Here is a 26,896-nt window from a genome sequence, read left to right as displayed (position 1 = left end):
AACAAGTCCGTGTTGTGGTGTTCGCGGCGGGGGTTGTAGTGTGACCTGTCGGTGTGGGGTTTTTGGTTGGTACCCCCCCCCCCCCCCCGGCCCTCACCAAAACGACAGGCCCTAGGTCACCCGGCGGGGCTCCGCCCCTGCACCCCGCTGCTCAATCGCCGCAGGGGCTTGATGGGTTCACGTGGGCTTGAATGGGCCACGTGGAACTGAAACACCTCACCGGATTCGTCGCGGTCGCAGAGGAGCTGCACTTCGGGCGTGCCGCCGAGCGGCTGCATGTCGCGCAGTCGCCGCTCAGCCAGCAGATCAAGTTGCTGGAGCGCGACCTGGGCGTGAAGCTCTTCGAGCGGACCACCCGCACCGTCCGCCTCACCCCCGCCGGACAGGCGCTCGTGGAGCCGGCCAGGAAGCTGCTCGCGGACGCGTCCTCCGTGCGCAGGACGGTGCGGGCCGCGCACCTGGGCGAGGTCGGGCGGGTGTCCCTCGGCTTCGCCGGCGCCAGCAGCTACGCCGCGCTGCCGCTGCTCACCCGCGCCGTGACCTCCCAACTCCCCGGCATCGAGCTGGTACTTGAAGGTCAGACCTATAGCGGCGAGGCGCTGCGCCGGATCACCGACGGCACCCTCGACCTCGGGTTCGTGGCGCTGCCCGTGCGACGCGGCATCACCGCCCGCGTCGTCCGCATGGAGCGCCTCGTCCTCGCCCTGCCCGACAGTCACCCGCTCGCGGACCGCGCCGAGGTCCCCGTGCGCGCGCTCGCCGACGAGCCCGTCGTCACCTTCCCGCTCTCCCGCGAGTCGGCGGTGCGGGACGCCGTGGTGCAGGCGTGCCACGACGCCGGGTTCGCGCCCCGGATCGCGCAGGAGGCCCCGGACTCGTACAACATGCTGGCGCTCGTCGGCGCGGGCGTCGGGGTCGCGGTCGTCGTCGAGTCGGCGCGCAACATCCACCTGGAGCACGTGGTGTTCCGGCCGCTCGCCGGGGACGAGGTGCCGGTCCTGCCGATCGCGCTCGGCTGGCGCAGCGGCAACCCGTCGGCGGCGCTGCAGGCGGTGCTCCGGGTGGCGCGGGACGTGCTGCCGACGCCGGAGGACGCCCCGGCGGCGTCGGAGCCCGGCAGCTGATTACGCGCGATCACAGCTCAATCGACCTCGGAATTGGTCTTGGACAGCGCCTAATAGTGCGGGGCAGAGTGATCCGCGTCTCGCGACGGAGCGTGCACGGGCCGCGCAGTGCGTGCCGTACGGGCGGGACCCGCCGCACCGAGAGGACGCTCGCATGCCGCAAGACGCCCCCGCGCCGCCCGCCACCGACTCCGCACCGGACCCCGCTCTCGCCAAGGACGCCCGCCGCGCCGGGGTCACCGCGTTCGTCGGCACCACCATCGAGTGGTTCGACTTCTACATCTACGGATCGGCGTCCGCGCTGGTCCTCGGCAAGATCTTCTTCGCCGACGCCTCGCCGGCCGTCGGCACGCTCGCCGCGTTCGCCACGTTCTGGGTCGGCTTCCTCGCCCGCCCGCTCGGCGGCCTGATCTTCGGCCACTTCGGCGACAAGTACGGCCGCAAGAAGGCCCTGATCACCACGCTCACCATGATGGGCGGCGCCACCTTCTGCGTCGGGCTGCTCCCCGGGTACGACCGGATCGGGGTCGCCGCACCGATCCTGCTGGTGCTGCTCCGCATGATCCAGGGCGTCGCGATGGGCGGCGAGTGGGGCGGGGCGGTGCTCATCGCCACCGAGTACGCGCCGCCCAAGCGGAAGCTGCTGTACGGGGCGTTCGCCCAGCAGGGCTCGCCGGTCGGCAATCTGCTCGCCACGCTGTCGTTCCTCGGCATCGCCCAACTCCCGGACGCGGCCTTCGAGTCGTGGGGGTGGCGGGTGCCGTTCCTGTTCTCGGCGGTGCTGGTCGCGGTCGGCCTCTTCATCCGGCTCAAGCTCGCCGAGACGCCGGAGATGCGGGCCGCGCTGGCCCGGAACAAGCCGGTCAAGCTGCCCATCAAGACCGTGCTCAGCCGCTATCCACTGCTGGTGTTCCTGGGGGTGCTCGCGGGCACCGCCGGGGTCGCCATCACCTATGTGAAGACGACGTTCGCGCTGTCGTGGGCCACGTCCGAGCTGGGCTTCGACCGGTCGACGTTCCTCACCGTCATCTCGCTCGCGCTCGTGGTGCAGGTGATCGTGCAGCCCTTCGGGGCGGTGCTGGCGAGCAAGTGGCACGTGCGGAAAGCCGTGTTGTGGATGCTGCTCCCCGAATTCGTCGTGCTGCCAGTGATGTTCGTGCTGGTCGGCACGGGGAATTTCTGGCTGGCGGTTCTCGGGATGGGGCTTGCGACCTTCCCGCATGCCATGTACTACGCGGCGCTCGCCGGGATTCTGGCGAGGGTGTTTCCGGTCGAGGTCCGGTACACCGGGATGTCGTTGTCGTACCAGCTGTGCACGACGTTGTTCGCGGGGACGGCGCCGATCGTGTCGCAGTACCTGTTGACGTCCGTCGGGTCGATCTGGCCGGTGGTCGGGCTCGGCCTTGCCTATACGGCGATCACCTTGGCGGGCGTGCTGCCCCTGTTGGCCCGGACCGGCCCCGACGCCACGGGGCTCCGCCCCGGACCCCGCGCCTCAATCGCCGGCGGGGCTTGAAAGATCGGGGTTCTGCCCCGGATTCCGCGCCTCAATCGCCGGCGGGGCTTGGTTTGCGAGGCCTTCGCCCCTCGGATGCCGGACCGGCGGCGAGAGTCTGCATTTCAAGCCCCTGCGGCGATTGAGCAGCGGGGTCCGGGGCAGAGCCCCGCGGCCGCAACCACTCCCACCTGAAACGCACGGAGACCCTCCATGAACTACGCCGACCGCGACCCCGTCCTCCGCCCCCTCCTCGACCGCGTGCTGTCCGCCGAGGACCGCACCCGGTTGGAACCCCACCTGGTAGAACTCGGAGAGCTCGCCGCCGGGGAGCTCGACCGGTTCGCCGCGCTCGCCGACGCCAATCCGCCGCACCTCGTCCAGTACGCCCCGGACGGCGACCGTATCGACGAGGTCGAATTCCACCCCGCCCACGACAGGGCCGCCGCCATCGCCTACGAACGCTTCGGCCTCGCCGCGATGTCGCACCGCCCCGGCGTCCTCGGCTGGCCGACCAAGGTCCCGCACACCGTCAAGTATGCCCTGTCCTACCTCTACGTACAGTCCGAGTTCGGCATGGCCTGCCCGCTGTCCATGACCGACTCCGCCGCCCGCATCCTGCGCCTCTTCGACCCCGAGCGGTACGCCGCCGAGATCGCCGCGCTCTCCTCCACCGACCCCGAACTCCGGGCCACCGGCGCGATGTTCATGACGGAGAAGCAGGGCGGCACCGACGTAGGACTCACCGGGACCGTCGCCACCGAACACCACGACCACTGGACCCTCACCGGCAAGAAGTGGTTCGCCTCCAACCCATCCGCCGATGTCGTCCTCACCCTCGCCCGCGTCCCCGGCCAGGGTGAAGGGACCCGCGGCCTCGGCATGTTCCTGGTCCCGCGCCTGCGCCCCGACGGCACCCGCAACGCCATCCGCATCGACCGCCTGAAGGACAAACTCGGCTCGCGCTCCATCGCCAGCGGCGAGGTGACCCTCGACGCGGCGTACGCGACCCCCGTGGGTCAACTCGCCGACGGATTCCGGCAGATGGCCGAGATGCTCAACGTCTCCCGCCTCTCGAACGCCATGCGCGCCACCGCCCTGATGCGCCGCGCCGTCCGCGAGTCCGTCGACCACACCCGCGTACGGAACGTCTTCGGCAAGCCCCTCTTCGACCAGCCGCTGATGCGGGCCACACTGCTGCCGATGATCCTCGACACCGAGGCCGCCCTGCATCTGGTGATCGAGTCCGCGGACCGGCTCACCACGGCCGACGAGGGCGACGCCGACGCCCGCGCGCTCGTCCGCGTCCTCACCCCGCTCGCCAAGCACACCCTGTGCAAGCGCGCCCGCACCGTCACCGGCGAGGCCATGGAGATCCGCGGCGGCAACGGCTACATCGAGGACTGGGTCAACCCGCGCCTCGTCCGCGACGCCCACCTCGGCTCCATCTGGGAGGGCTCGTCGAACGTCATCGCCCTCGACGTACTGCGCTGCATGCGCCGCCAGAACGCCCACGCCACCCTCGCCGACACCTACGGCGACCGGCCGGCGACCGCCGACCGGTGGGCGCGCCTGCGCAAGACGGGCGACGAGCTCCTCCAACTCCCGCAGGACGAGCAGGAGATGCGGATCGGGCGGTACGCGGACGACCTCACCCGCGCCGTGATGGAGACCCTCCTGTACGACCAGGCCGACCATGAGACCCGGACCACCGGTGACGGCCGCGCCCTCCTCGCCGCCCGCACCTACACGGCGCTCGTCGACAGCGCGGGCGACCCGGCCGCGCTGCCCCGCCCCGCCCTGGACCACTTCGCCGCGCTCGCCGACGGCGGACCGGTCCCCCTCGCCGAACTCCAGGAGCCCCACGGTGCCTGACAACACGCCGCTCACCGGCATGAAGGTCGTCGACCTGTCGAAGATCCTCGCAGGCCCGTACGTCACCATGTCCCTCGCCGACCTCGGCGCCGACGTCGTCAAGGTCGAGCACCCCGAGGGCGGCGACCCCACCCGCTCGTGGGGCCCGCCCTTCAACGGCCCCGACGCCACGTACTACTTGGCGGCCAACCGCAGCAAGCGCTCCGTCGCCCTCGACCTCAAGTCCGAGGCCGGGCAGGGGGCCGTGCACCGGATGCTCGCCGACGCGGACGTCATGGTGGAGAACTTCCGCCCGGGATCCTCCCTCGCCCGCCTCTTCGACTACGAGGAGCTGAGCGCCCGATACCCCCGCCTGGTCATCCTGCACGTCTCCGCCTTCGGCGACACCGGGCCGCTGCGTGACGAACCGGGCTACGACATGGTGGCGCAGGCGAGCGCCGGACTGATGTCCTTGACGGGGGAGCCGGACGGGCCGCCGGTCAAGGCGGGGTACGCGATGGGCGACCTCGGAGCCGCCCTCTTCGGCCTGGTCGGAGTGACCGCGGCCCTCGTCGAGCGCGAGCGCACCGGCCGTGGCCAGTACGTCACGACCTCCCTCTACGAGTCCCAGCTCGCCCTGCACATCAACTGGGCGACGGGCTACTTCGCGACGGGCGAGCGCCCCACCCGCCTCGGTTCGGGCCACCCCAGCCTCGTCCCGTACCAGGCGTACCGGGCCGCCGACGGGCACTTCGTGATCGCGGTCGGCAACGACGCCCTGTTCCGCCGCCTCGTGAGCGCCCTCGGCCGCCCGGAGTGGGCGGACGACGAGCGTTTCGCGACGAACCGGGACCGGGTGACGCACCGTACGGCCCTCAACGCCAAGCTGGAGGCGGCCCTCGTCGACGAGCCGGTGGCCCACTGGGTGGATCTGCTCAAGCCCCTCGGCGTCCCCGTCACCCCGATCCGCACCCTCGACGAGGTCTACGACTGCCCGCAGACGGCGGCCCTCGGCATGGTGCGAAAGGTCGACCACCCGGACGTGGGGGCGCTGGAGCAGGTCGCGTTCCCGGTCACGTTCCGCGGCGAACGCCCGCCGGTGCGCTCGGCGCCGCCGACGCTGGGGCAGCACAGCCGGGAGGTATTGGCCGAAATCGGCTACGGGGAGGCGGAGATCGACGGCCTGCTGGGCCGCTGAGACCTTCCATGGCCTTCCGTGGCCTTCCGTTGCGCGGCCCACCCTGCCACTATCTGACGAACCGTCAGGTAATTGGCGAACACGGTGGCAGGAGGGCTCGCAGCCATGAAGTCGTACATCGTCGGCGTCGGCATGACCAGGTTCGAGAAGCCCGAGACCCGGGACTGGCAGTACTGGGACATGGTGAAGGAGGCGGGCGGCGCGGCCCTCGCTGACGCCGGGGTCTCCTACGAGGACGTGCAGCAGGCCCCCGTCGGCTACTGTTTCCAGGCGTCGACGGCGGGCCAACGCGCCGCGTACGAGCTGGGGTTGACCGGCATCCCGATCTACAACGTCAACAACAACTGCGCGACGGGCTCGACCGCGCTGATGATGGCCCGCCAGTTCGTCGAGGGCGGGATCAGCGACTGCGTGCTCGCGCTCGGCTTCGAGAAGATGCAGCGCGGCGCGCTCGGGGGAGGGGCCGACGGAGGGGACTTCAAGACCTCCCCCGTCGCCCGGCACTACGGGATCATGGCGGCCCGGCACGGCTTCGAGATGAGCCCGCCCACCGCCCAGATCTTCGGCGACGCCGCCCGCGAGCACATGGAGAAGTACGGCACGACCGAGGCGCAGCTCGCGGCGGTCGGCGCCAAGAACCACCGGCACTCGGTGAACAACCCGTACGCCCAGTTCCAGGACGCGTACTCGGTCGAGGAGATCCTCGCCGCCAAGACCATCCACATGCCGCTGACCAAGCTCCAGTGCTCACCCACCTCGGACGGCGCGGCGGCGGCGGTCGTCGTATCGGAGCGCTTCGTGGAGGAACGGGGCCTGGGCGACAAGGCGGTGGAGATCGCGGCCCAGTCGATGACGACGGACACGGAGGAGTCCTTCGCGTCCGGATCGTGCATCGACGTGGTCGGACAGCCGATGTCGCGGGAGGCGGGCCGCCAGGTCTTCGAGAGGTCCGGACTCGGCATCGACGACGTCGACGTCATCGAACTGCACGACTGCTTCTCCATCAACGAACTCCTCACGTACGAGGCGATCGGCATGTGCGCGGAGGGCGAGTCCGGCAAGCTCGTCGAGTCGGGCGCGACGACGTACGGCGGCAAGTGGGTGGTCAATCCCTCCGGCGGCCTCATCTCCAAGGGCCACCCCCTGGGCGCGACCGGCATCGCCCAAGCGGCCGAACTGACCTGGCAGTTGAGGGGCGAGGCGGGCGCGCGCCAGGTCCCGGACGCCCGGGTGGCCCTCGCCCACAACATCGGCCTCGGCGGCGCGGCGGTGGTGACGATGCTGCGGCGGGGGTGAACTGGCGCTACGCGGGGACCCCGTCCTCGACGTACGTGAGCATGCGTCGCCACGTGGAGTTCTCGTCACCGACCGAGGTGGGGTCCGATTCCTGCATCCGGCTGAGAAGCCGGGCAGCTGCACCCGTTGTGTCCATGAACTCGCCGGCCGCGCCGAATTCGTCATGCCGGCGCTCCTCTTCGAGCAGGCAGAGGAAGTGCGCGAACGAGTGGATGCAGGCAGTTGATGGGCTGGACCTAGGGCCTGATCCAAACGACAGGCCCTAGGTCCCCGGACCTATGGCGCACGGCGGAAACGGTTCCGGCGAAATCTGGATGTACGGGGTGTCGGGCTGCTGAGACCATGACACTCATGTCCCAGACTCCCTCCGACGCCGCCCCCGCCGCGGCCTCCGACACCGCGATACGTTCCCGCTTCCGAGGCCGCACGGCCGCCGCCCCGCCCGTCTGGCTGGTGGTGGCCGTGGCCTGTGCCGGACAGTTCCTCGTCGTCCTCGACGTGTCCGTGGTGAACGTGGCGCTGCCGTCGATGCGCGCCGACCTCGGGCTCAGCGCGAGCGGTCTGCAATGGGTGGTGAACGCGTACTCGATCGCGTTCGCGGGCTTCATGCTGCTCGGCGGCCGGGCCGGTGACCTCTTCGGCCGCAAGCGGATGTTCCTGGTCGGGCTCGGCCTGTTCACGCTCGCGTCGCTCGCGGGCGGCCTCGCGCAGGAGGGCTGGCAGCTGCTGGCGGCGCGGGCGGTCCAGGGCCTGGGCGCGGCGGTCCTCGCCCCGTCCACCCTCACGATCCTCACCTCCGCCGTCCCGGAGGGCGCCGCACGGGCGCGCGCCATCGCCACGTGGACCGCGGTCGGCGCGGGCGGCGGCGCGGCGGGCGGTCTCGTGGGCGGCGTCCTGACGGAGGGCCTCGACTGGCGCTGGGTCCTGCTCATCAACGTCCCCCTCGGCGCGGTCGTCCTCGCGGCGGCGGCCCGCTGGATCCGGGAGTCCCACGCGGGTGGCGAACGCCGGCTCGATCTGCCCGGCGCGGTCCTCGTGACCGCGGGCACGGCGGTCCTCGCGTACGGCATCGTGCAGACGGAAGAGCGGGGCTGGGGCGACGCGGCGACGCTGGTGCCGCTGGCGGTGGGCCTGCTCCTGCTCGTCGGATTCCTCGCGGTGGAGGCCCGCACTCGCCTCGCCCTGATGCCGCTCGGCCTGTTCAAGGTGCGCTCGGTGGCGGTCGCGAACGCGGCGATGTTCGTGTGCGGCATGGGCTCGTTCGCCATGTGGTTCTTCATGACGCTGTACTCGCAGAACGTGCTCGGCTACACGCCGATCGAGGCGGGCCTCGCGCTGGTGCCGAGTTCGCTCGCGGTGGTCCTCGGCTCGAAATTCGCGCCGCGCCTCATGCCCCGCTACGGCGCGCGGAACGTGGCGGCGGTGGGCGTCCTGGTGACCTCGGCCGGATTCTTGTGGCAGTCGACGATGACCGCGGACGGCTCGTACGTCACCACGATCATGCTGCCCGGAATCGTGATGATGGCGGGCGCCGGCTGCGCCATGACCCCGCTGGCCTCACTGGCGACGTCGGGCGCCGCGCCCGGCGACGCGGGCCTGGTCTCCGGCCTCGTCAACACGTCCCGCACACTGGGCGGTTCCCTGGGCCTGGCGATCCTGTCCACGGTGGCAACGAGCCGCTCCGCGGGTTCCGCCGCCCCGGAGGCCCTGACCCGCGGCTACGCATCGGCGTTCGCCACGGGCGCGGCCATCCTGCTGGTGGCCGCGGTGGTCCTGCTGACGGGTATGCGCAAATCAAGCCCCGCCGGCGATTGAGGCGCGGGGCCCGGGGCACGCCCGGCGACTGCAAGCCGATTCGGCAATTTCAGCCCCTGCGGCGATTGAGCAGCGGGGTCCGGGGCAGCGCCCCGCGACCGCAACGCCGGTCCGGCAGAACGGGGCCCGCGGCCACCGCCCCGCGACCGCAACCCCGTTACAGCCACCCCTTGTCCGCGGCGACGCCCAGCGCCTCCGTCCGATTCCTCGCCCCCGTCTTCCCGATCGCCGACGACAAATAATTCCGCACGGTCGACTCCGACAAATGAAGCTCCCCGGCAATGTCGGAGACGGTCGCCCCGTCCGCCGCCGCCCGCAACGCATCCGCCTCCCGCACGGTCAACGGACTCGGCCCCGCCCCCAGCGCCGCCGCGGCCAGCGCCGGATCGACGACCGTCTCGCCGCGCAGCACCGTGCGGATCGCCTCGGCGAGCTCCTCCACCGGGCCGTCCTTGACGAGGAACCCCGCGGCCCCGGCCTCCATCGCCCGCCGCAGATAGCCGGGCCGGCCGAACGTGGTGAGGATCAGGACCCGGCAGTCCGGCACCTGCTCGCGCAGCTCGGCCGCGGCGTCGAGCCCGCTGAGGCCAGGGAGCTCGATGTCGAGGAGGGCGACGTCGGGCCGCTGTTCGAGGGCCATGTCGACGATGGCGTCGCCCCGGGCGACCTGGGCGACGACCTCCAGATCGGACTCGAGCCCGAGCAGCAGCGCGAGCGCGCCCCGCATCATGCCCTGGTCCTCCGCGAGCAGCACGCGGATGCATTTGGCCGGACGGTGGTCCTGCGGCATCTCGGTCACGCTGAGAGATTACGGTCTCCCGGCCCGGAATCCCGCCCACCGGTGTTGCGACCTCGCGGCTCGGCCCCGGACCCCGGGGCCTCTCGTCCGAGGAAGGGGCTTCACATGACCGCCGTCGGCTCCTCGGAATTCGTGGGGAGTTCCACGCGGACCTCGAACCCGCCACGCGCGGCCTCCCCCGACCGCAGCACCCCACCCGCCGCCGAGAGCCGCTCCGTGAGCCCCTTGAGCCCGGTGCCGCCACCGCGCCCGGCGTCCCCGGAGGCCCCCACCCCGTCGTCGCTCACCCGGAGCCGGACCCGGTCCGCCGTGCCCTCCACGGTGATCGTGCAGTTCGACGCCCCGCTGTGCCGGATCGCGTTCGTCACCGCCTCCCGGACCACCCACCCCAGCAGCGCCTCCGTCCGCGCCGACAGCGGCGGCCCCGACTGGCGCACGACGGGTGCGATGGACGCCGCCGCGAGCGCCGAGCGGGCCCGGTCCAGCTCCGTGGCGAGGCTGCCCTCGCGGTAGCCGGTCACCGCCTCCCGGATCTCGGTGAGCGCCTGTCTGCCGACCGCTTCGATGTCGGTGACCTGCTCAAGGGCCGCGTCCAGACTGCGCGGCGCGAGCCGGCGCGCCGCCTCCGACTTCACCACGATCACCGACAGCGTGTGGCCGAGCAGATCGTGCAGGTCGCGGGAGAAACGGAGCCGCTCCTGCTCCACGGCCTGCCGCGCCAACTCCTCCCGGGCGTCGCGCAGTTCACGTACCGTCTCGGACAGCGACAGGATCGCCGCCGTCACCATCGTGGACAGGAACGTGCCGTACGCGACGCTCACCGCGTCCCAGCCTTCGCGCAGCCCGGACACGAGGGCCGCGAGCAGGGTCAGGCCGAGGCCGATCCGCCCCAGGTGCCGCCCCCGCGCCACCGCCCCGACCGCGAGCCCGAGCAGCGGGAAGAGCGCCAGCCAGCTGCCCCCGTACGCCCCGGCGAGCCCGCACGTGAGCAGCGCCATCACGCCGACCGCGGCCCGCGTCGACGTCGCCTGCCGCGTCTCCTTGTGGAACGCCCTGAACACCACGTACACATACAGGGAGTTGAAGACGAACAGGCCGACGCCGCCGACCCACGGGTGCGGGGTCTTGCCCTGGACGAGGTTCGATGCGGCGCCCAGGCCCATCAGCAGCCACGGCAGCAGTGCGAATCCGGTGGGCGGCGGGCCCAACTCCTCGGCCGGTCGGCCGTGTTCGCGGCGGTCCGCCTTCACCCGCGCGTAGTCGGCCTTCCACTCGGTCCGCGCGTCCCGCCATGCGCGGATCCCGCTGCCGATCCTGTTTCCCGGCGCCATGTCCCTACCCCCGTGGCTCAGATGGTGCGCGCGGACCTGCGGTACGAGACCACAGCGTACGAACCGAAGGCCAGCAGCCAGCCGATGAGCACGGCGAGCGCCGCGACGGAAGGTGCGCGACCGTCCGCGACGGCCGTGCCGAGCTGCGCGAAGCGGTTGGTGGGCGTGAAGGACGAGATCTGCTGGAGCCAGTGCGGGAAGAGCGCCACCGGGAACCACAGGCCGCCGAGCACCGCGAGCCCCAGGTAGCAGAGCATGTTGACGCCGCCCAGGGCCTGCGAGGTCAGCCGGTAGCCGTTGCCGAGGCCGAGCATCGTGAAGGGCAGCGAGCCGAGCCACAGCAGCACCGCGATCGCCGGCCACTTCCAGGCGTCCATCCGCACACCGTTGACCAGCGCGCCCGCCAGCATCACCGCGAGGACCGCGGGCAGCACCGTGACGGCCCCGGTCAGCGCCCGGCCGAGCACGCCCTGGCGCGGCGTCATCGGCGTGATCCGAAGCTGCCGCAGCCAGCCGATCGCCCGGTCCTCCGCGACCCCGCCCGCCGTGTTCAGGGCCGCGCCGAGCGCTCCGTACGCGGCCATTCCGACCATCGACGCCGTGCGCCAACTCTCGTCCGTGTAGCCGATGTTGGTGAACAGCAGATACATCAGGACCGGCATCGCGACCGCGCCGAGCACGAACCGTCCGTCGCGCAGCGTGCGCCGCACTTCGAGCCGCAGGTAGTCCCACATCACACACGCTCCAGGTGGTCGTCGATGCCATTGGTGCTGTCTTCGGGAGCCGCCGTCAGCGCCATGAACGCGTCGTCGAGGGAGGCCGTCCTGACCTCCAGGTTCCGTACGAGGTCCTGGGCGGCCAGCGCGAGCACCGTCCCGTCGGAGTCCTCGGTGCGCAGTCGGGCGCGGTCCCCGCGCACCTCCACCGCCGTCACTCCCGGCAGCAGTTCGAGCCCGTCCGTGCCGCGCCCCGCCAGGTCGAAGGAGACGAGGCTGCCGCCGCCCGCCCTGCGCAGCTCGTCGCCGCTGCCGTCTGCGACGACCCGGCCGTGGTCGATCACCACGATCCGGTCGGCGTTGGCATCGGCCTCCTCCAGGTAGTGCGTGGAGAACAGCACCGTGTGACCGCGCCGCGCGTACCCCCGCATCGACGCCCAGAACGCGTGCCGCGCCTCGACGTCGAGCGCGGCCGTCGGCTCGTCGAGCACCAGCAGCGCCGGGTTGCCCGCGAGCGCCACGGCGAACCGCACCCGCTGCGTCTGCCCGCCCGACAGCTTGTCGACCCGGCGCCCGGCCAGCTCCTCGATCCCGGCGAGCCGCAGCGCCTCCCGTACGTCCATGGGATCCGGGTACCGACCGGCCACGAACGAGACCAGCTCGGCGACCGTGACCCGGGGTACCGCCCGCCCCTCCTGGAGCATCGCGCCGACCCGCCCGGCCCGCACCGCGTCCTGCGGCGCCGCGCCGAACAGCTCGACGTGCCCCTCGTCGGGCTCGTCCAGGCCGAGGAGCAGGGCGATGGCGGTCGACTTGCCCGCGCCGTTGCGGCCGAGCAGCGCCACCGTCTCGCCCGCCGCGATCTCCAGGTCGAGGCCGGCCACGGCCCGTACCGAACCGAACGTCTTGGCGGCCCCCGTGAACGAGACGGCCGCTGCCTTCGTCGTCTTCATGTCGATGACGCTACGGATCCGGGCCCGGGCGGCGGCAGATGCGGTTGTCCGCACCTCGCCGGTACAAATGTCACAGCGGACTTTCTGACGTGCCGTCAGAAAGGTGCGCCGAGGCCCTTCCCAAGCCATGCGCTCTTGGCTATACATGGGGCGCCGGGGGAAATGGAACAGGTTCTACCCGGCCCGTGACGACCTCGGTGCGGCCGACGGTGCGGACGGTCGCACCGAGGTCTTCGACCAGCCTTAGGGAGCGTTTGCCTCTATGCCCATCGACGCCGCGAAGGCCGTAGCCGCAGAGCCCAGGTCCGCCGAGATCACCTGGGACCACAAGGACATCCAGCTCTACCACCTGGGCCTCGGCGCGGGCGTCCCCGCCACCGACCCCGACGAGCTGCGCTACACGCTCGAGTCGAAGCTGCACGTCCTGCCGAGCTTCGCGACCGTCGCGGGCGCCGGCATGGGCGTCGTCGGCGGCCTGTCCGCACCCGGCATCGAGGTGAACCTCGCGCATGTCCTGCACGGCGGCCAGACCATCGAGCTGCACCGCCCGATCCCGGTCAGGGGCAAGGCCACGACCACCTCGCGCGTAGCCGCCGTCTACGACAAGACGAAGGCGGCCGTGCTCGTGCTGCGCAGCGAAGCAGCCGACGCGGACGGCCCCTTGTGGACCAGCGACTCCCAGATCTTCGTACGGGGCGAGGGCGGATTCGGCGGCGACCGAGGGCCCTCCGAGCGCCTGGAGATCCCGTCCCGCGAGCCCGACCGCACCGTCGAGCGGGCCATCCGCGAGGACCAGGCCCTCCTCTACCGCCTCTCCGGCGACTGGAACCCGCTGCACGCCGACCCGGAGTTCGCCAAGCTGGCCGGCTTCGACAAGCCGATCCTGCACGGGCTGTGCAGCTACGGCATGACGCTCAAGGCGGTCGCGGACACGGCACTCGGCGGCGACGTCTCCCGCATCACCCGCTACAGCACCCGCTTCGCCGGGATCGTGTTCCCCGGCGAGACGCTGCGCATCCGCATGTGGAGGCAGCCGGGCCGGGTGCAGGTCACGGTCACGGCGGTGGAGCGGGAGGACGACCCGGTGCTCGCGGACACGCTCGTTGAACACAACTGACCACCGGTAAAGGGACACCGACGCACGAAGGAGCCGCACGCCATGCGAGCAGCCGTACTGCACGAGATAGGCCAGGACAAACTCGAGGTACTGGACGACGTCGAGGCGGTCGGCTTCGGCCCGGGCAAGGTGCGGGTCCGGCTGCGCGCCACCGGCCTGTGCCACTCCGACGTCTCCGCGATGAACGGGGTGCTGCCGCAGCCGGCCCCCTTCATCCCCGGACACGAGGGCGCGGGCGAGGTCGTCGAGGTCGGCGACGGCGTCACGAACCTGACGCCGGGTCAGCGGGTCCTGATGTGCTGGCTGCCCGCCTGCGGCACCTGCCCCGCCTGCAAGCGCGGCCAGACCGAGCTGTGTCTCGCCGGATTCATGAACGCGGGCACCCCGAACTTCAAGCGCCCCGGCGGCGACGTCTTCGGCTTCGCCGGGACCGGTACGTTCACCGAGGAGGTCGTCGTCAACGCGGCCTGCGCCGTGCCGATCCCCGACGACGTGCCCTTCGACATCGCCGCGCTGATCGGCTGCGGCGTCACCACCGGGCTCGGCGCCGCGATCAACACGGCGGACGTGGCGGCGGGTTCGTCGGTCGCCGTGATCGGTTGCGGCGGCGTCGGCATCTCCGCCATCCAGGGCGCGCGGCTCAAGGGCGCGGCGGAGATCGTCGCCGTGGACCCGGTCGCGTCACGCCGTGAGTCCGCCCTCAAGTTCGGTGCGACGAAGGCGATCTCGCCGGACGAGCTGGCCGACGCCAAGCAGAACATCACCGCCGGCGAGGGCTTCGACTACGTCTTCGAGGTCGTCGGCAAGTCCGCCACGGCCCGCACCGCGTACGAGACGACGCGGCGCGGCGGCACGCTCTGTGTCGTCGGGGCGGGCGCCATGGACGACTTCCTCCAGCTCAATATGTTCGAGCTGTTCTTCGACGAGAAGAAGATCCTGCCGTCGATGTACGGCGGCGGCGACGTCCTCCAGTCCTACGAGCGGGCGATCGCCCTGTGGCGGGCGGGCCGCATCGACCTGGAGTCCCTGATCACGCACCGGGTGCCCCTGGCGGAGATCAACGAGGCGCTCGACCAGATGCGCACGGGCGTCGCACTGCGGACCTGCATCGAGCTGTAGGCCGGGCATTTCAAGCCCCGCCGGCGATTGAGGCGCGGGGTCCGGGGCGGAGCCCCGAGTCCGCAACGCCGTCGCGGCGCAAACACACCGAGAGGAAGCGGAACCGTATGTCAACGCCGCTCACCGGCCGCACGGCCATCGTCACCGGGGCCGGCCGTGGCCTCGGCCGCGCCGAGGCCCTCGAACTCGCCCGTCTCGGCGCCAACGTCGTCGTCAACGACTTCGGCCGGCCCGGCCGGGACGGCTCGGGCGAGGCCACCGCCGGCCCCGCCGAACAGGTGGCCAAGGAGATCCGCGAAGCGGGCGGCACCGCCACCCCGCACACGGGCGACGTCGCAGACCACCAACAGGCGGAAGAACTCGTCCAGTTGGCGATCGACACGTACGGCCGCCTCGACATCCTCGTCAACAACGCCGGCATCCTCCGCGACCGCATGATCTTCTCGATGACCGAGCAGGAGTGGGACTCGGTCATCCACGTCCACCTCAAGGGCCACTACAACACCAGCCACTTCGCGGCCCGCCACTGGCGCGAGGCATCGAAGGCGGCCGGCGGCCCCGTGTACGGGCGCATCATCAACACCTCGTCCGAGGCCTTCCTCGCGGGCTCGGCCGGGCAGCCCAACTACGCGGCCGCGAAGGGCGGCATCGTCGGACTCACCACCTCGACGGCGCTCGCCCTGGCCAAGTACGGCGTCACCGCCAATGTGATCTGCCCCAGGGCCCGCACCCGTATGACGGAGGACGTCTTCGCCGGGTTCGCCGAGCCGGAGGACGGGCTCGACCCGCTCGCGCCCGAACACGTCGCCCCGCTCGTCGGCTACCTCGCCGCCCCGGCCGCCGGAAACGTCAACGGCCAGCTGCTCGTGGTGCACGGCGGCATGGTGGCCGTCGTCGACCGTCCCAGGGTGCAGGCGAAGTTCGACACCGCCAAGGACGCGTTCACGTACGACGAACTCGACGCGCTGCTCACCCCGCACTACAAGGACCGCCCCCCGAACGAGACGTTCGCGGCGGCGGAGGTGCTCGGCCTCAAGCACGGCTGACGGGCCGGGCCGAGGAAGACGACTGAGGGGCCCGGCTCGTGCCGGGCCCCTCAGAGATACGTTTCCTCACATCGAGTGTCGAGCGTTACGCCTCGTCCGCGCGCGCCCCACGATGCCGCCCGCGCGGCCTCGACTCCTGGTCGCCGCCCGCAGTGGGCGGCGAGGACACCTCGCCGCGGTGACGACCCGAACCGGCCCGCGCCAGGCGCGCCGCCTCCGTGTCGACCTCGACATCCGTGCCGTTGCCTTCCGCCATCGGAACATTCACCCCGTAAACACTTACAAGATCCTTCAGTTGCAGCCGGGCGAGTCTAACGGTCCGCCCCACGGCCACCGAGGGGTGCCTGCGCCAGTGGGACGGGGCGCGCCGCGGCGGGCTCCGGCGGCGCGGATTCCTCCTTCGGCTCCCGCTGTTCCGGGCCGGATTCGGGTGTCGTGAGCCTCGCCAGGCCGCACGGCTGGTCCTCGGTCACGTAGGGAAGGGAGAGCACCCCCTCGCGCGAGAAGAAGCCGCTGCCCGGAAGCCAGCCGCCGGGCGCCGCGACCTGGTGCATCCGGCCCTCCGAAGGCCGCCACAGACCGAGCCACGGCGCGCCGCCCTCCGTGCTCTCGACGTGCAGCGCCACCGCGCAGCCCTCCGGCATCAGCGACTGGCCGGGCTGGATGGCGAACGGCGTCAGCTCGCAGTCGGCGAGCCGCAGCGAATCCGGGAAGCGGATCGGCAGCGTACTGCCCAACACGCCCCAGCCGAGCCGGAGTTCACCCGGCGTCGGAGCGTCCGAGCGGAGCAGGATCAGTCCGCTGTCGAGGTCGGCCATGAGCAGCCGGTCCTCGCTGTCCTCCGCGACCTGGAGCAGCGGGGAGACCTCGCCGCCCCGGTCCAGGTCCACCACCACCGTCTTCACCGGGCCGCCGCCCGCCGACTCCGGCAGGGCCCGGTCGAGCGCGAGCAGCCGGGCCTCGCGGGACAGCCAGACCCCGCCCGAGCAGCGCCCCGGCACCTCGGCGAGCAACTCGGGACCGAGTCCCGCGCCCGACACCTGCCAGACCGCGGTCGACTCCTCGCCGACCGCCAGCGCATAGGCGCACTGCCCGTCGGGCGCGGGCGGCAGCAGCGTGAGCTCCTTGCACTCCACGGCCCCGAGCGGCACCTCGCCCGTGCCGGGGCCCGTCGGGTACAGCAGCGAGAACATCTGGCGCCCCGCCGCCGCGCGCTGGATCAGCACCCGGCCGTCGGTCAGGGGCAGCACGGCGGTGCCGGGCTCCTCGGGCTGGGGTCCCGGCAGCGGCACCGCGTACGGCTCGGGTCCGTCCAGGGTCCAGCGCTCCGGGAACCAGGAGTCCTCACCCGCGCCGTGCCGCGCGAGCCGCGCCGCGTACGACGCGTCCATCGTGAGCACACATCCGGTGTGCGGCGGTCGTGGCGGCATTTCCGGCGTATCCGGCGTGGGTTCGGTGGCCAGGGCCGTCATGGATCAGTCACCTCCGCTTGTCCGGGCCGACGCTAGTTTTCGCACGAACCTCCGTGGCACCTCGCGCCCGCCGTTTCACACGAAAGGTGGGCCATGCCCCGAATTGGCTGTGCGCCGTGAGTCCCGTGTGCTCTCCTGCTCCCTTCCGCCGGTACGGGCCGGGCTTGGGGATGGGGCGGGCCGCGCAGGTAACCTGTCTGCGTGCCCCGTCTGTCTGAAGTAACCGCCGCCCTCGAAGCCCTCTGGCCCCCGGCCCTCGCCGAGGGATGGGACGCGGTCGGCACGGTCGCGGGCGACCCGGAAGCCGAGGTCGGCCGGGTGCTCTTCGCCGTCGACCCCGTCCAGGAGATCGTCGACGAGGCGGTCGAGCTCGGTGCGGACCTGCTGGTCACCCACCACCCGCTCTACCTGCGCGGTACGACGACGGTGGCGGCCTCGACCTTCAAGGGCCGCGCCGTCCACACACTGATCAAGAACGACATCGCGCTGCACGTCGCGCACACCAACGCCGACAAGGCCGACCCCGGCGTCTCCGACGCGCTCGCGGGCGCCCTCGACGTCCGCGTCGTACGCCCGCTGGTCCCGGACCCCACCGACCCCGCGGGCCGCCGCGGCCTCGGCCGGGTCTGCGAGCTTGAGCACCCGCTGACGCTGCGCGAGCTCGCGGGCCGCGCCGCCGACCGGTTGCCGGCCACCGCGCAGGGCATCCGCGTCGCGGGGGACCTCGACGCGACGGTGCGTACGATCGCCGTGAGCGGTGGCTCCGGCGACAGCCTCTTCGACGAGGTGCGTGCGGCCGGTGTCGACGCCTTCCTCACCGCGGACCTGCGCCACCACCCGGTGAGCGAGGCCCGCGAGACCACGCCTCTGGCGCTGCTCGACGCGGCGCACTGGGCCACCGAGTGGCCCTGGTGCGAGCTGGCCGCAGCTCAGCTCGACGAGATCTCCGACCGTGCGGGATGGGACCTGCGGGTCCACGTCTCGAAGACGGTCACCGATCCCTGGACCGCCCACGCGGCGTCCAACCCTCAGCCTGTTTCTACTTTTGGAGCCCCCAACTGAACGCCGCGCCCGCCGACCAGATCCGTCTCCTGGACCTCCAGGACCTGGACACCCGCCTCCAGCAGCTCGCGCACAAGAAGAAGTCGCTGCCCGAGCACGCCGAGATCGAGACGCTCACCAAGGACCTCACGCAGCTGCGCGACCTGCACGTCGCCTCGACGACCGAGGAGAGCGACTGCGCCCGCGAGCAGACCAAGGCCGAGCAGGACGTCGACCAGGTCCGCCAGCGTGCCGCCCGCGACCAGAAGCGTCTCGACTCCGGCGCGGTCACGTCCCCCAAGGACCTGGAGAACCTGCAGCGCGAGATCGCCTCGCTCGCCAAGCGCCAGGGTGACCTGGAGGACGTCGTCCTCGAGGTCATGGAGCGCCGTGAGTCCGCGCAGGAGCGCGCGGGCGAGCTGGCCGAGCGGCTCGCCTCCGTGCAGGCGAAGGCCGACGACGCGACCTCGCGGCGCGACGAGGCGGCTGCCGCCATCGACTCCGACATCTCCGCCGCCGCCAAGGAGCGCGAGGTCGTCGCCGGGTCGATCCCCGCGGATCTGCTGAAGCTGTACGACAAGCTCCGCGAGAAGGAGGGCGGGGTCGGTGCGGCCAAGCTCTTCCAGCGGCGTTGCGAGGGCTGCCGCCTGGAGCTGAACATCACGGAGCTGAACGAGGTTCGTGCGGCCGCGGCCGACTCCGTCGTGCGGTGTGAGAACTGTCGGCGGATTCTGGTGCGGACGTCCGAGTCGGGGCTGTAAGCGTTGCGGTCCCACGGTGTTGCGGTCGTGGGGCGCTGCCCCGGTCCCCGCTGCTCAAGCGCCGCAGTGGCTTGAAATGAAGCCGGACCTGAGCCCGCCCGCCATCCTCCATCTGCTCCGGCACGGGGAAACCGCGCTTACTCCCGAGAAGAGGTTCTCCGGGAGTGGGGGCGGGGATCCGGAGCTCTCGGACGTCGGGCGGCGGCAGGCCGAGCAGGCCGGCGCGACTCTGCACGCGCGGGGGGACGTCGAGGTGATCGTCTCCTCGCCGCTCGCCCGCTGCCGCGAGACCGCCGAGGTCGTCGCCTCCCGGCTCGGCCTCGGCGTGCAGGTCGACGACGGGCTGCGCGAGACGCACTTCGGGGCCTGGGAAGGGCTCACCTTCAAGGAGGCGGGCGCCCGCTACCCGGACGACCTGAACGCCTGGCTCGCCTCGTCCGACGCCGCGCCCACCGGCGGAGGCGAGAGTTTCGCCGAGGTCGCCGAGCGGGTCGCGCAGGCGCGGGACCGGCTGACCGCCGCGTACCGGGGGCGCACCGCCCTGCTGGTCAGCCACGTCACGCCGATCAAGACACTGGTGCGGCTCGCGCTCGGGGCGCCGGCCGAGGCGATGTTCCGGATGGAGCTCGCCGCGGCGTCCCTGTCCACCATCGCCTACTACGCGGACGGGAACGCGAGCGTGCGCTGCCTCAATGAGACAGCGCACCTGAGCTGACTAGCGGAGGCCGCTCGCCTCGCGGGCCAGGGCCTCCACCCGGTCCCAGTCCTTCGCCGCGACCGCGTCGGCCGGGAGCATCCAGCTGCCGCCCACGCAGCCGACGTTCTTCAGCGCGAGATAGCCGGGCGCGTTGGCCGGCGATACGCCGCCCGTGGGGCAGAACCGGGCCTGCGGCAGGGGGCCCGCAAGGGACTTCAGGTACGCGGTGCCGCCCGCGGCCTCCGCCGGGAAGAACTTCATCTCGTGCACGCCGCGCTCCAGCAGCGCCACGACCTCCGACGTCGTGGAGACGCCGGGCAGGAACGGCACGCCAGAGCCCTTCATCGCGTCGAGCAGCGTGTCCGTCCAGCCGGGGCTGACCAGGAAGCGGGCGCCGGCGGCCACCGAGTCGGCGACGTTCGCGGGCGAGATCACGGTGCCCGCGCCGACGACGGCGTCCGGCACCTCGGCGGCGATCGCCCGGATCGCGTCGAGCGCGGCGGGCGTGCGCAGGGTCACCTCGATCGCGGGGAGGCCGCCCGCGACGAGCGCCCGCGCGAGCGGCACCGCGTCGGCGACGTCCTCCACCACGACGACGGGGACGACGGGGGCGAGATCCAGCACGGAGGCGGAGCCGGCAGAGGCGGCGGCAGTCGAGGTCATGGCCCCATCCTGCCCCGCCCGGCGCAGCATGCGCAAAGGGCGTTGCGCATGCTGCAACCGACTGGCTCCGTGTGTCAGTGGATCTCGTCCACCAGGACGTCCAGGCTCCACGGCCGGCCGGCCTTCGCCGGCTCCTCGACCTCCACGACGTACCCGAGGTCCCGCAGGACATCGACCAGCTCGGCGGGGCCGGCGGGCGCGGAGCCCGCCATCAGCAGCGACCGGACGATCCGCCCCTTGGTCGCCTTGTTGAAGTGGGAGACGACCTTGCGGGTCGGCGCGTGCAGCACGCGCACCGTCGCCGTCCGCTCCGCGACCGTGCCGTCCGAGGGCTTGGGCTTCCACGCGCTCGCGTACGCCGACGAGCGCAGGTCCAGGACGAGCCCGTCGCCCGCCGCCTGCGGCATCACCTCGGCCATCGGCTTTCGCCAGTACGCGCCGAGCGCCCCGAGTCCCGGCAGCTTCACGCCCATCGAGCAGCGGTAGGAGGGGATCCGGTCGGTGACGCCGACCGCGCCCCACAGCCCGGAGAACACGAGCAGCGACTTCGCCGCCCGCTTCTTGGCGGCCGCGTCGAGGGAGGCCAGGTCCAGGGCGTCGTACAGGACGCCCGTGTAGATCTCGCCGGCCGGGCGGGCGCCCGCCGTGCGCAGCTCCGCGTTCTTGGCGATCTCGCCGCGCAGCCCCTCGCTCAGGCCGAGCACCTCGCGCGCCTTCTCCTCGTCGGCCTGGCACAGCTCCACCAGCTCGTCCAGGACGGCCGCCCGCGCCTCGGCGAGCCCCGGCAGGGCGAGCCCCTCCGGCTTCAGCGGCGCCCCGCGTCCGGAAGCGGCCTTACCCTCCGACGGCGGCAACAGCACAAGCACGGGGCACTCCTCAAGCACGTACGGGAACAGAAGGCGATCGACGCACCAGCGTACGGCGTGCCGACCCCGCCGCCCGGTCCTAGGCTCGACCCATGCCCCGTCGCCACCTTCGAGTGACCGGCGCGGCGCGGGAGCCGCTCGGTGCCGTGCTGCGCGAACTGCGGACGAAGCTGGACGTGCCCGGGGAGTTCCCGGCCGCGGCGCTCGCGGAAGCGGACCACGTAGCCGCAGATCCGCCGTGGCTGCCCGACCGCGACGAGACGGCGATCCCCTTCTTCACGATCGACCCGCCCACGTCCACCGATCTCGACCAGGCCATGCACCTGTCGCGGCGCCCCGGCGGCGGCTACCGCGTGCGGTACGCGATCGCCGACGTCGCCGCGTACGTCGCACCGGGCGGCGCCCTCGACGCCGAGGCGCACCGCCGCGTCACCACGCTCTACTTCCCCGACGAGAAGGTCCCGCTGCACCCCACCGTGCTCAGCGAGGGCGCCGCGAGCCTGCTGCCCGACCAGACCTGCCCGGCCGTCCTGTGGACGATCGACCTGGACGCCGACGGGCGCGCCGAGTCCACCGACGTCGTCCGCGCCCTCGTGCGCAGCCGCGCCAAGCTCGACTACGCGGGCGTGCAGCGGGCCATCGACGACGGGACCGCCGAGGAGCCGCTCGCCCTGCTCAAGGACATCGGGACGCTGCGCGAACAGCTGGAGGTCGAGCGCGGCGGCATCTCGCTCGACGTGCCCGAGCAGGAGATCGTCGCGAGCGACACCGCCTATGAACTCGCCTACCGGGCCCCGCTGCCCGCCGACTCCTGGAACGCCCAGATCTCGCTGCTGACCGGGATGGCGGCCGCCGATCTGATGCTCGCCGCCGGCACCGGCATCCTGCGCACCCTGCCGACCGCCCCCGACGGCGCGGTCGGCCGGCTGCGCCGCACCGCGAAGGCCCTGCGCATCGGGTGGCCCCACCACGTCCCGTACTCCGACCTGGTCCGCTCCCTCGACCCGCGGATCCCGCACCACGCCGCGTTCCTCCAGGAGTGCACCACGCTGCTGCGCGGCGCCGGCTACACGGCCTTCAGCGGGGGCGAGCCCCCGGCCCTCGCCACGCACGCCGCCGTCGCCGCGCCCTACACGCACTGCACGGCCCCGCTGCGCCGCCTCGTCGACCGCTACGCCTCCGAGCTGTGCCTGGCCGCGTGCGCCGACCGGGGCGTTCCCGAATGGGTGTTGACGGCCCTGGAAGACCTACCGAAGGAGATGGCCGAGGGCACCCGGCGGGCCAGCACCGTGGAGCGCGAGTGCGTCGACATCGTCGAGGCGGCGCTCCTGGCGCACCGGGTCGGTGACGTCTTCGACGCGGTGGTGGTGGACGTGAAGGATCGCGAACCGGCCGCAGGGACCGTCCAGTTGACCGAGCCCGCCGTCGTCGCCCGGGTGGCGGGCGGCCCGGCCGCGCTGCCGCTGGGGGAGCGGCTGCGGGTCCGGCTCACACAGGCGGACCCGGGCTCGGCGAAGGTGCTGTTCACGCCGGCGTGAGCGGCCGGCCCGCGATCCGCTCCCGCAGGGTGCGGGCGAGCAGGTCGGGCTCCTCCGCGTGCAGCCGCACGAGGTGGATCTCCTGCGGGCGGCCGAGGAACGTGAAGTGCCGTACGGGGGCGGCCAGTTCGAGGGTGATGCTGGTCTGGGCGCCGATGTCCAGGTTCAGCTCGCCGTCCTTGGCCTCGTGCGAGTAGCGGTTCTCGCGGCGCACGGCGGCGATCCGCTCCAGCGGTATCCGGAGGTCCACGAGGGCGCCGCGGCGCACCCGTACGGTGTCGTCCGACACCACGTGCGGGCGGGTCACGGCCGCCGCCTGCAGGCCGAGGATCCACACCAGCGTGTAGACGTCGAGGACGAGCACGACGCGGTGCAGCAGCGGCCAGTTGTGCAGCAGCGCCCACATCGCGAAGGTCTCGACGGCGCACGTGAACGTCAGCGCGTACATCATCACGGCCTGCCCGCGCGCGTAGGCGAAGGCGCTCGCCCCGGCGGGGACGCCGTTGCGGCGCCGCGTCACCCACAGCCCGTAGCTGCCGAGCACCCGCAGCTCGTGCCCGACGAGCCGCCAGGCCTTCGCGGGCACGACGTCCCGCATGGCCCGGGCCCCGCCGCGCCGGTACAGCACGAGCAGCGCCGCCGCCTCGACGAGGAACACGGTGAGGATCAGCGCCTCGACGAACGGCGGCGGCCGGACTCCCGTCAACACGCAGCCGGTGACGGCCAGTTCGGCCGCGAGCATGCCGTAGGCCGTCCAGCGCAGCGCGCCGCGGACCCGGCGGCCGGGGCGGCGGTCGCGGCCCGTGCCCGGCGGCCCGGTCATCGCCCGTCACCCCCGTCCGTCGAGGTCCCCGTCGCGATCCGCATCGCGAGGCGCACCGCCGCGGCCTGCGCCGGGGAGAACTCGGCCAGGAAGGTGTCGAGGAGCGGGTGCGTGTCCGTGTGGCCGTCCATGGGCAGGTCCTCCGGCATGCAGGCGAGCAGGGCGTGCGCCGCCTCCGTGACCCGCGGGTCGTCGGGGTCGGCGTCGGCGAGGGCGTCGAGCCGGGCGTAGACGTCGTGGGCCGCGGCCACGGCGCCCGGCGCGGAGAAGGCGGGCAGCAGCGCCGCCATCAGCTGTTCGCGGGCCTCGGGCGGGGCGGTCGTGTCGATGAGCGCGAGCACCTCGCGGTCCTTGACGGCCATCGGCGAGGCGGTGTCGACGTCTCCCAACCCGCTGAAGAAGGCGGCGAGTTCGGGCGACAGCGGGCCCTCCGCCGGCAGTCGCCCCCGCTCGGCCTCCGCCAGGAGCGTCCGCAGCCGGGCCCGGCGGTCATGGATCGCCGCCTCCTGCCTGGCCAGGTCCGCGTCGAGTTCGCCGAGAACTTCGGCGAGGTCGCGTCCGGCGTCGTCGGCCAGCACGTCCCGCACCTCGGCGAGGCCGAGCCCCAGCTCGGTCAGGCGCCGGATCCGGGCCAGCTCCACCGCGTGCCGCAGCCCGTACTCGCGATACCCGTTGCCGAGCCGCTCGGGCTCCGCCAGGAGGCCGAGGTGGTGGTAGTGCCGGATGGCACGCGTGGTGACACCGACGAGGCCGGCGAGCTCTCCGATCCGCATGACCTCAGTAGAAACGTTGACGCTGCGGCAAGGTCAAGGCAACCGCGCCGGGGGAGCGGGGTGCTGGGCTTGACGGCTAACGCTGTTAGCCGTACGGTCTCCCCATGGTTCGGCTAACGGTGTTAGCCGCGGCGTCGCCGACGCCACCGACTCTCCGGGAGGCCCCGATGAGCACGTCAGCACCGACCACGACGACCGCCACCGCCCCCTCCACCGTCACCAGGACGTTCGCGGTCGTCCGGCGCACCGCGTGGCTCGTGAACGCGCTCTTCTGGTCGGCCTTCGCGGTCGTGGAGGGCGTCAACCACGGCTGGCTCGTGGTCCTGTTCGCCGTCGTCCTCTTCCTCGCCCCCGACTTCACGTTCCTGGCCGGCATCGGCGAGACCCGGAGGATGGCGCCGGGGCAACTCCCGCCCCGCGCCGTGCCGTTCTACAACGCGGCCCACCGCGCACTGGTCCCGCTCGCCCTCGTCGCGGCGTACACGGTGCTGCCCATCATCCAGTGGGCGCCGCTCTTCGCGGGCCTGTGCGGCTGGCTCGCCCACATCTCGTACGATCGCGCCTTCGGCTACGGGCTGCGGACCAAGGAGGGCTTCCAGCGTGCCTGACCTGAAAGACGTGCCTGACCTGAAAGAGGAGCCGCGGCTCACGCCCCGCGCCACCGAGATCGCGGCCGAGGCCCGCGCCGTCCTGGAGGAGTCGGGGCCCGACGCCCTGACGATGCGGGCCCTGGCCGACCGACTCGGCATCAAGGCCCCGTCCCTCTACAAGCACTTCCCCGACAAGCAGGCCGTCGAGGCGGAACTCGTCGCGCAGATGCTGACCGAGTCCGCCGAAGCCTGCGAGGAGGCGGAGCGCCGGGCTCCCGGCTCCCTGCCCGCCCTCACCGAGGCCTACCGCGCCTACGCCCTCGCCCACCCCCACCTCTACCGCCTCGCCACCGAACGCCCGCTGCCCCGGCACGCGTTGCCCGAGGGCCTGGAGAACCGCGCGGCCGCCCCCTTGATGCGGGCCTGCGGGGGCGACGCGGACCTGGCCCGCGCCGCCTGGGCCTTCGCGCACGGCATGGTGATCCTGGAGATCCACGGCAGGTTTCCGGACGGCGCCGACCTGACGAAGGCGTGGCGGGCGGGGGCGACGGCGCTGCGGAGCTGAGGGCCTCGCGGTGATCCCGGCCGGGTAGGATGGCCGGACGGCAGACGAGCCGGGCGGGCGGCCGCGTGGGGTTCTCCGGAACCTCCCGAGGAACGTCCGGGCTCCACAGGGCAAGGTGGTGGCTAACAGCCACCCGGGGTGACCCGCGGGACAGTGCCACAGAAAACAGACCGCCCAGCTTGCTGGGTAAGGGTGAAACGGTGGTGTAAGAGACCACCAGCGCTTGAGGCGACTCAGGCGGCTAGGTAAACCCCACCTGGAGCAAGGTCAAGAGGGGCCGCCTCTTCGGAGACGGTCCTGCGCGGACGATCGAGGGCTGCCCGCCCGATGTTCGCGGGTAGACCGCAGGAGGCCGGTGGCAACGCCGGTCCTAGATGGATGGCCGTCTCCCCGAGGGCCGCGAGGACCTCGGGCGACAGAACCCGGCGTACAGCCCGACTCGTCTGCCGCTTCTCTTTCCCCCCTCCCCGCCCGCCCGGCGCGGTGTCAGAGCGCCGCGCCGTGCGTCGAGCGGATCTGCTGGCGGCGGTGCTCCCGCTTCTCCTGACGGCGCTGCTTGCGCTTCTTGGGGGCGTGCTCCGTGTCGTCGTCTGCGGCTTCGGCGGTCGTGTGCTCCTCGGGTTCCCGTACGAGGGAGTCGTCGAGGAGGTCCTCGGGCGGCTCCGGGAGGGACGTCGCCCAGTCCGCGGACTCGCGGGTCGTGCCGTTCACCGCGGGGCTCAGCCGTATGTGGAGGTCGTCAAGGCCGCCCGCCGGGACGCGGAAGGCGTAGGTCGCTGTGCGGGTGCGACGACGACGCACCTCGCTGTGCAGGCCCGCGAGGATGTCCTGGTTGGCGTCGTACGAGCGGACGGCCCTGGCTCCGCCCGCCCACACCTGGACGCGCGCGGTGAGGCGCATCCGTACCGCCGCCTTCGCGTGGCGCAGCGCGTCGGTGTGCTCCTTGGTGTGCTGGTCGACGGCCCGCGTGTGCGCGGCCTCGCTGGAGTACCCCCTGCGCGGCGCGCGGCGCGGATGCGCGGCGTGGTGTGCGCGCATGGCCCGGCGGACGCCTGGCGCCATGTTCTTCACGCGGACCGTGAAGCGGACGTAGGTGTCGCCCTCCTCGTGGCCCTGGTCCAGATACGTGGGCGCGAAGGCCTCGAGGTCGTCGATCGTCGCTTCGAGGCCGCTGTCGAATGCGGCCCACTCGCCGACGTCCAGGGCCGTGCCGGTGGTGTCGTGGTCGTTCGAGGACATGGACC

The 26,896-nt window shown here is 72.4% G+C and carries 26 protein-coding genes, 1 other RNA gene and 1 pseudogene; 16 read left to right on the top strand and 12 right to left on the bottom strand.

All coding sequences use genetic code 11. The annotated features are described in order from the left end of the window. The first annotated feature begins 200 nt into the window (after positions 1–200). From ACIA8D_RS23470 to ACIA8D_RS23450, 5 genes are all read left to right on the top strand, one after another. Positions 201–1,124, top strand: a complete 924-nt coding sequence (locus ACIA8D_RS23470) for a LysR substrate-binding domain-containing protein (RefSeq protein ID WP_399235080.1) — start codon at positions 201–203, stop codon at positions 1,122–1,124. 154 nt (positions 1,125–1,278) lie between these two features. Then, positions 1,279–2,640, top strand: a complete 1,362-nt coding sequence (locus ACIA8D_RS23465) for an MFS transporter (protein WP_399235078.1) — start codon at positions 1,279–1,281, stop codon at positions 2,638–2,640. A gap of 192 nt (positions 2,641–2,832) precedes the next feature. Beyond that, complete coding sequence (locus ACIA8D_RS23460) at positions 2,833–4,494, top strand: acyl-CoA dehydrogenase family protein (protein WP_399235076.1); 1,662 nt, start codon at positions 2,833–2,835, stop codon at positions 4,492–4,494. Continuing rightward, on the top strand, positions 4,487–5,671 hold the full coding sequence (locus tag ACIA8D_RS23455) for a CaiB/BaiF CoA transferase family protein (protein WP_399235074.1): 1,185 nt from the start codon (positions 4,487–4,489) through the stop codon (positions 5,669–5,671). Before ACIA8D_RS23460 ends, ACIA8D_RS23455 begins: the two co-directional genes overlap by 8 nt. A gap of 105 nt (positions 5,672–5,776) precedes the next feature. After that, positions 5,777–6,967 carry a lipid-transfer protein gene (locus tag ACIA8D_RS23450; RefSeq protein ID WP_399235072.1) on the top strand — a complete coding sequence of 397 codons (1,191 nt, stop codon included), beginning with the start codon at positions 5,777–5,779 and terminating at the stop codon, positions 6,965–6,967. 7 nt (positions 6,968–6,974) lie between these two features. Here the strand turns inward: ACIA8D_RS23450 and ACIA8D_RS23445 are convergent, their stop codons facing one another. Continuing rightward, a complete protein-coding gene (locus ACIA8D_RS23445; protein ID WP_399235195.1) occupies positions 6,975–7,181 on the bottom strand; it encodes an SUKH-4 family immunity protein in 207 nt (68 codons plus the stop codon). A 128-nt stretch (positions 7,182–7,309) separates the two neighbouring features. Here ACIA8D_RS23445 and ACIA8D_RS23440 point away from each other — a divergent pair, with 128 nt between their 5' ends. Continuing rightward, entirely contained in the window at positions 7,310–8,782 is a 1,473-nt protein-coding gene (locus ACIA8D_RS23440) for an MFS transporter (protein ID WP_399235070.1), read from the top strand. Positions 8,783–8,939: 157 nt separating this feature from the next. Here ACIA8D_RS23440 and ACIA8D_RS23435 read toward each other — a convergent pair whose 3' ends face one another. From ACIA8D_RS23435 to ACIA8D_RS23420, 4 genes are all read right to left on the bottom strand, one after another. Next, a complete protein-coding gene (locus tag ACIA8D_RS23435; RefSeq protein WP_399235193.1) occupies positions 8,940–9,572 on the bottom strand; it encodes a response regulator transcription factor in 633 nt (210 codons plus the stop codon). Positions 9,573–9,682: 110 nt separating this feature from the next. After that, positions 9,683–10,912 carry a sensor histidine kinase gene (locus ACIA8D_RS23430; protein WP_399235068.1) on the bottom strand — a complete coding sequence of 410 codons (1,230 nt, stop codon included), beginning with the start codon at positions 10,910–10,912 and terminating at the stop codon, positions 9,683–9,685. 17 nt (positions 10,913–10,929) lie between these two features. After that, positions 10,930–11,646: an ABC transporter permease gene (locus ACIA8D_RS23425; protein ID WP_399235066.1), complete on the bottom strand. Its 717-nt coding sequence runs from the start codon at positions 11,644–11,646 to the stop codon at positions 10,930–10,932. Continuing rightward, positions 11,646–12,581: an ATP-binding cassette domain-containing protein gene (locus tag ACIA8D_RS23420; protein ID WP_399235064.1), complete on the bottom strand. Its 936-nt coding sequence runs from the start codon at positions 12,579–12,581 to the stop codon at positions 11,646–11,648. Before ACIA8D_RS23420 ends, ACIA8D_RS23425 begins: the two co-directional genes overlap by 1 nt. 262 nt (positions 12,582–12,843) lie before the next feature. Between ACIA8D_RS23420 and ACIA8D_RS23415 the strand changes: the two genes are divergently transcribed. From ACIA8D_RS23415 to ACIA8D_RS23405, 3 genes are all read left to right on the top strand, one after another. Next, positions 12,844–13,698, top strand: coding sequence for a MaoC/PaaZ C-terminal domain-containing protein (locus ACIA8D_RS23415; RefSeq protein ID WP_399235061.1), 855 nt, complete (start codon positions 12,844–12,846; stop codon positions 13,696–13,698). A 42-nt stretch (positions 13,699–13,740) separates the two neighbouring features. Beyond that, positions 13,741–14,817, top strand: coding sequence for a Zn-dependent alcohol dehydrogenase (locus ACIA8D_RS23410; RefSeq protein ID WP_399235059.1), 1,077 nt, complete (start codon positions 13,741–13,743; stop codon positions 14,815–14,817). 107 nt (positions 14,818–14,924) lie between these two features. Beyond that, on the top strand, positions 14,925–15,863 hold the full coding sequence (locus ACIA8D_RS23405; RefSeq protein ID WP_399235057.1) for a 3-oxoacyl-ACP reductase: 939 nt from the start codon (positions 14,925–14,927) through the stop codon (positions 15,861–15,863). Positions 15,864–15,948: 85 nt separating this feature from the next. Here ACIA8D_RS23405 and ACIA8D_RS23400 read toward each other — a convergent pair whose 3' ends face one another. Next, positions 15,949–16,119 carry a hypothetical protein gene (locus ACIA8D_RS23400; RefSeq protein ID WP_399235055.1) on the bottom strand — a complete coding sequence of 57 codons (171 nt, stop codon included), beginning with the start codon at positions 16,117–16,119 and terminating at the stop codon, positions 15,949–15,951. 55 nt (positions 16,120–16,174) lie between these two features. Continuing rightward, positions 16,175–17,335, bottom strand: coding sequence for a hypothetical protein (locus ACIA8D_RS23395; RefSeq protein WP_399235053.1), 1,161 nt, complete (start codon positions 17,333–17,335; stop codon positions 16,175–16,177). A 201-nt stretch (positions 17,336–17,536) separates the two neighbouring features. On the opposite strand from ACIA8D_RS23395, the gene ACIA8D_RS23390 reads away from it, so the two are divergent. From ACIA8D_RS23390 to ACIA8D_RS23380, 3 genes and pseudogenes are all read left to right on the top strand, one after another. After that, positions 17,537–18,397 (top strand): Nif3-like dinuclear metal center hexameric protein, encoded by an 861-nt coding sequence (locus tag ACIA8D_RS23390; protein WP_399235051.1) that lies wholly within the window; start codon positions 17,537–17,539, stop codon positions 18,395–18,397. After that, positions 18,394–19,137 (top strand): zinc ribbon domain-containing protein, encoded by a 744-nt coding sequence (locus ACIA8D_RS23385; RefSeq protein WP_399235192.1) that lies wholly within the window; start codon positions 18,394–18,396, stop codon positions 19,135–19,137. Before ACIA8D_RS23390 ends, ACIA8D_RS23385 begins: the two co-directional genes overlap by 4 nt. Positions 19,138–19,213: 76 nt before the next feature. Beyond that, a pseudogene (locus ACIA8D_RS23380) lies at positions 19,214–19,852 on the top strand (histidine phosphatase family protein); the annotation flags it as partial. Here ACIA8D_RS23380 and eda read toward each other — a convergent pair. Both eda and yaaA read right to left on the bottom strand, forming a co-directional pair. After that, positions 19,853–20,497, bottom strand: coding sequence for a bifunctional 4-hydroxy-2-oxoglutarate aldolase/2-dehydro-3-deoxy-phosphogluconate aldolase (gene eda, locus ACIA8D_RS23375; protein ID WP_399235050.1), 645 nt, complete (start codon positions 20,495–20,497; stop codon positions 19,853–19,855). It abuts the pseudogene before it with no gap. A gap of 74 nt (positions 20,498–20,571) precedes the next feature. Next, positions 20,572–21,363, bottom strand: coding sequence for a peroxide stress protein YaaA (gene yaaA / locus ACIA8D_RS23370; RefSeq protein ID WP_399235048.1), 792 nt, complete (start codon positions 21,361–21,363; stop codon positions 20,572–20,574). 92 nt (positions 21,364–21,455) lie between these two features. Between yaaA and ACIA8D_RS23365 the strand changes: the two genes are divergently transcribed. Further along, complete coding sequence (locus ACIA8D_RS23365; protein ID WP_399235045.1) at positions 21,456–22,901, top strand: RNB domain-containing ribonuclease; 1,446 nt, start codon at positions 21,456–21,458, stop codon at positions 22,899–22,901. Here ACIA8D_RS23365 and ACIA8D_RS23360 read toward each other — a convergent pair. Together ACIA8D_RS23360 and ACIA8D_RS23355 are read right to left on the bottom strand one after the other, a co-directional pair. Beyond that, entirely contained in the window at positions 22,888–23,724 is an 837-nt protein-coding gene (locus ACIA8D_RS23360; protein WP_399235043.1) for a hypothetical protein, read from the bottom strand. The genes ACIA8D_RS23365 and ACIA8D_RS23360 overlap by 14 nt on opposite strands. After that, entirely contained in the window at positions 23,721–24,497 is a 777-nt protein-coding gene (locus ACIA8D_RS23355; protein ID WP_399235041.1) for a MerR family transcriptional regulator, read from the bottom strand. Before ACIA8D_RS23355 ends, ACIA8D_RS23360 begins: the two co-directional genes overlap by 4 nt. 167 nt (positions 24,498–24,664) lie before the next feature. Between ACIA8D_RS23355 and ACIA8D_RS23350 the strand changes: the two genes are divergently transcribed. The 3 genes from ACIA8D_RS23350 (at position 24,665) to rnpB (ending at position 26,098) form a co-directional block, all read left to right on the top strand. After that, a complete protein-coding gene (locus tag ACIA8D_RS23350; protein WP_399235039.1) occupies positions 24,665–25,105 on the top strand; it encodes a DUF4260 family protein in 441 nt (146 codons plus the stop codon). Then, positions 25,098–25,652 (top strand): TetR/AcrR family transcriptional regulator, encoded by a 555-nt coding sequence (locus ACIA8D_RS23345; protein WP_399235038.1) that lies wholly within the window; start codon positions 25,098–25,100, stop codon positions 25,650–25,652. The genes ACIA8D_RS23350 and ACIA8D_RS23345 overlap by 8 nt, the downstream gene beginning before the upstream one ends. 45 nt (positions 25,653–25,697) lie before the next feature. Further along, an RNA gene (gene rnpB / locus ACIA8D_RS23340) (RNase P RNA component class A) lies at positions 25,698–26,098 on the top strand. A gap of 40 nt (positions 26,099–26,138) precedes the next feature. On the opposite strand, the gene ACIA8D_RS23335 is transcribed toward rnpB, so the two are convergent. After that, positions 26,139–26,891, bottom strand: a complete 753-nt coding sequence (locus ACIA8D_RS23335) for a hypothetical protein (RefSeq protein WP_399235035.1) — start codon at positions 26,889–26,891, stop codon at positions 26,139–26,141. Between the last annotated feature and the right edge of the window lie 5 nt (positions 26,892–26,896).

This window comes from Streptomyces sp. NPDC051684, assembly GCF_044453445.1.
In the GTDB taxonomy this organism is placed as follows: Bacteria; Actinomycetota; Actinomycetes; order Streptomycetales; family Streptomycetaceae; genus Streptomyces.
Note: the sequence above shows the minus strand (reverse complement) of the source record. Positions and strands in the feature narration are given on the sequence as shown.

Bases quoted from the DNA above. Each gene is read 5' to 3' on its own strand.
- ACIA8D_RS23465 (WP_399235078.1), top strand. From the start codon at position 1,279: ATGCCGCAAGACGCCCCCGCGCCGCCCGCCACCGACTCCGCACCGGAC.
- ACIA8D_RS23460 (WP_399235076.1), top strand. From the start codon at position 2,833: ATGAACTACGCCGACCGCGACCCCGTCCTCCGCCCCCTCCTCGACCGC.
- ACIA8D_RS23450 (WP_399235072.1), top strand. From the start codon at position 5,777: ATGAAGTCGTACATCGTCGGCGTCGGCATGACCAGGTTCGAGAAGCCC.
- ACIA8D_RS23440 (WP_399235070.1), top strand. From the start codon at position 7,310: ATGACACTCATGTCCCAGACTCCCTCCGACGCCGCCCCCGCCGCGGCC.
- ACIA8D_RS23435 (WP_399235193.1), bottom strand. From the start codon at position 9,572: ATGCCGCAGGACCACCGTCCGGCCAAATGCATCCGCGTGCTGCTCGCG.
- ACIA8D_RS23430 (WP_399235068.1), bottom strand. From the start codon at position 10,912: ATGGCGCCGGGAAACAGGATCGGCAGCGGGATCCGCGCATGGCGGGAC.
- ACIA8D_RS23425 (WP_399235066.1), bottom strand. From the start codon at position 11,646: ATGTGGGACTACCTGCGGCTCGAAGTGCGGCGCACGCTGCGCGACGGA.
- ACIA8D_RS23420 (WP_399235064.1), bottom strand. From the start codon at position 12,581: ATGAAGACGACGAAGGCAGCGGCCGTCTCGTTCACGGGGGCCGCCAAG.
- ACIA8D_RS23415 (WP_399235061.1), top strand. From the start codon at position 12,844: ATGCCCATCGACGCCGCGAAGGCCGTAGCCGCAGAGCCCAGGTCCGCC.
- ACIA8D_RS23410 (WP_399235059.1), top strand. From the start codon at position 13,741: ATGCGAGCAGCCGTACTGCACGAGATAGGCCAGGACAAACTCGAGGTA.
- ACIA8D_RS23405 (WP_399235057.1), top strand. From the start codon at position 14,925: ATGTCAACGCCGCTCACCGGCCGCACGGCCATCGTCACCGGGGCCGGC.
- ACIA8D_RS23400 (WP_399235055.1), bottom strand. From the start codon at position 16,119: ATGGCGGAAGGCAACGGCACGGATGTCGAGGTCGACACGGAGGCGGCG.
- ACIA8D_RS23395 (WP_399235053.1), bottom strand. From the start codon at position 17,335: ATGACGGCCCTGGCCACCGAACCCACGCCGGATACGCCGGAAATGCCG.
- eda (WP_399235050.1), bottom strand. From the start codon at position 20,497: ATGACCTCGACTGCCGCCGCCTCTGCCGGCTCCGCCTCCGTGCTGGAT.
- ACIA8D_RS23365 (WP_399235045.1), top strand. From the start codon at position 21,456: ATGCCCCGTCGCCACCTTCGAGTGACCGGCGCGGCGCGGGAGCCGCTC.
- ACIA8D_RS23360 (WP_399235043.1), bottom strand. From the start codon at position 23,724: ATGACCGGGCCGCCGGGCACGGGCCGCGACCGCCGCCCCGGCCGCCGG.
- ACIA8D_RS23355 (WP_399235041.1), bottom strand. From the start codon at position 24,497: ATGCGGATCGGAGAGCTCGCCGGCCTCGTCGGTGTCACCACGCGTGCC.
- ACIA8D_RS23350 (WP_399235039.1), top strand. From the start codon at position 24,665: ATGAGCACGTCAGCACCGACCACGACGACCGCCACCGCCCCCTCCACC.
- ACIA8D_RS23335 (WP_399235035.1), bottom strand. From the start codon at position 26,891: ATGTCCTCGAACGACCACGACACCACCGGCACGGCCCTGGACGTCGGC.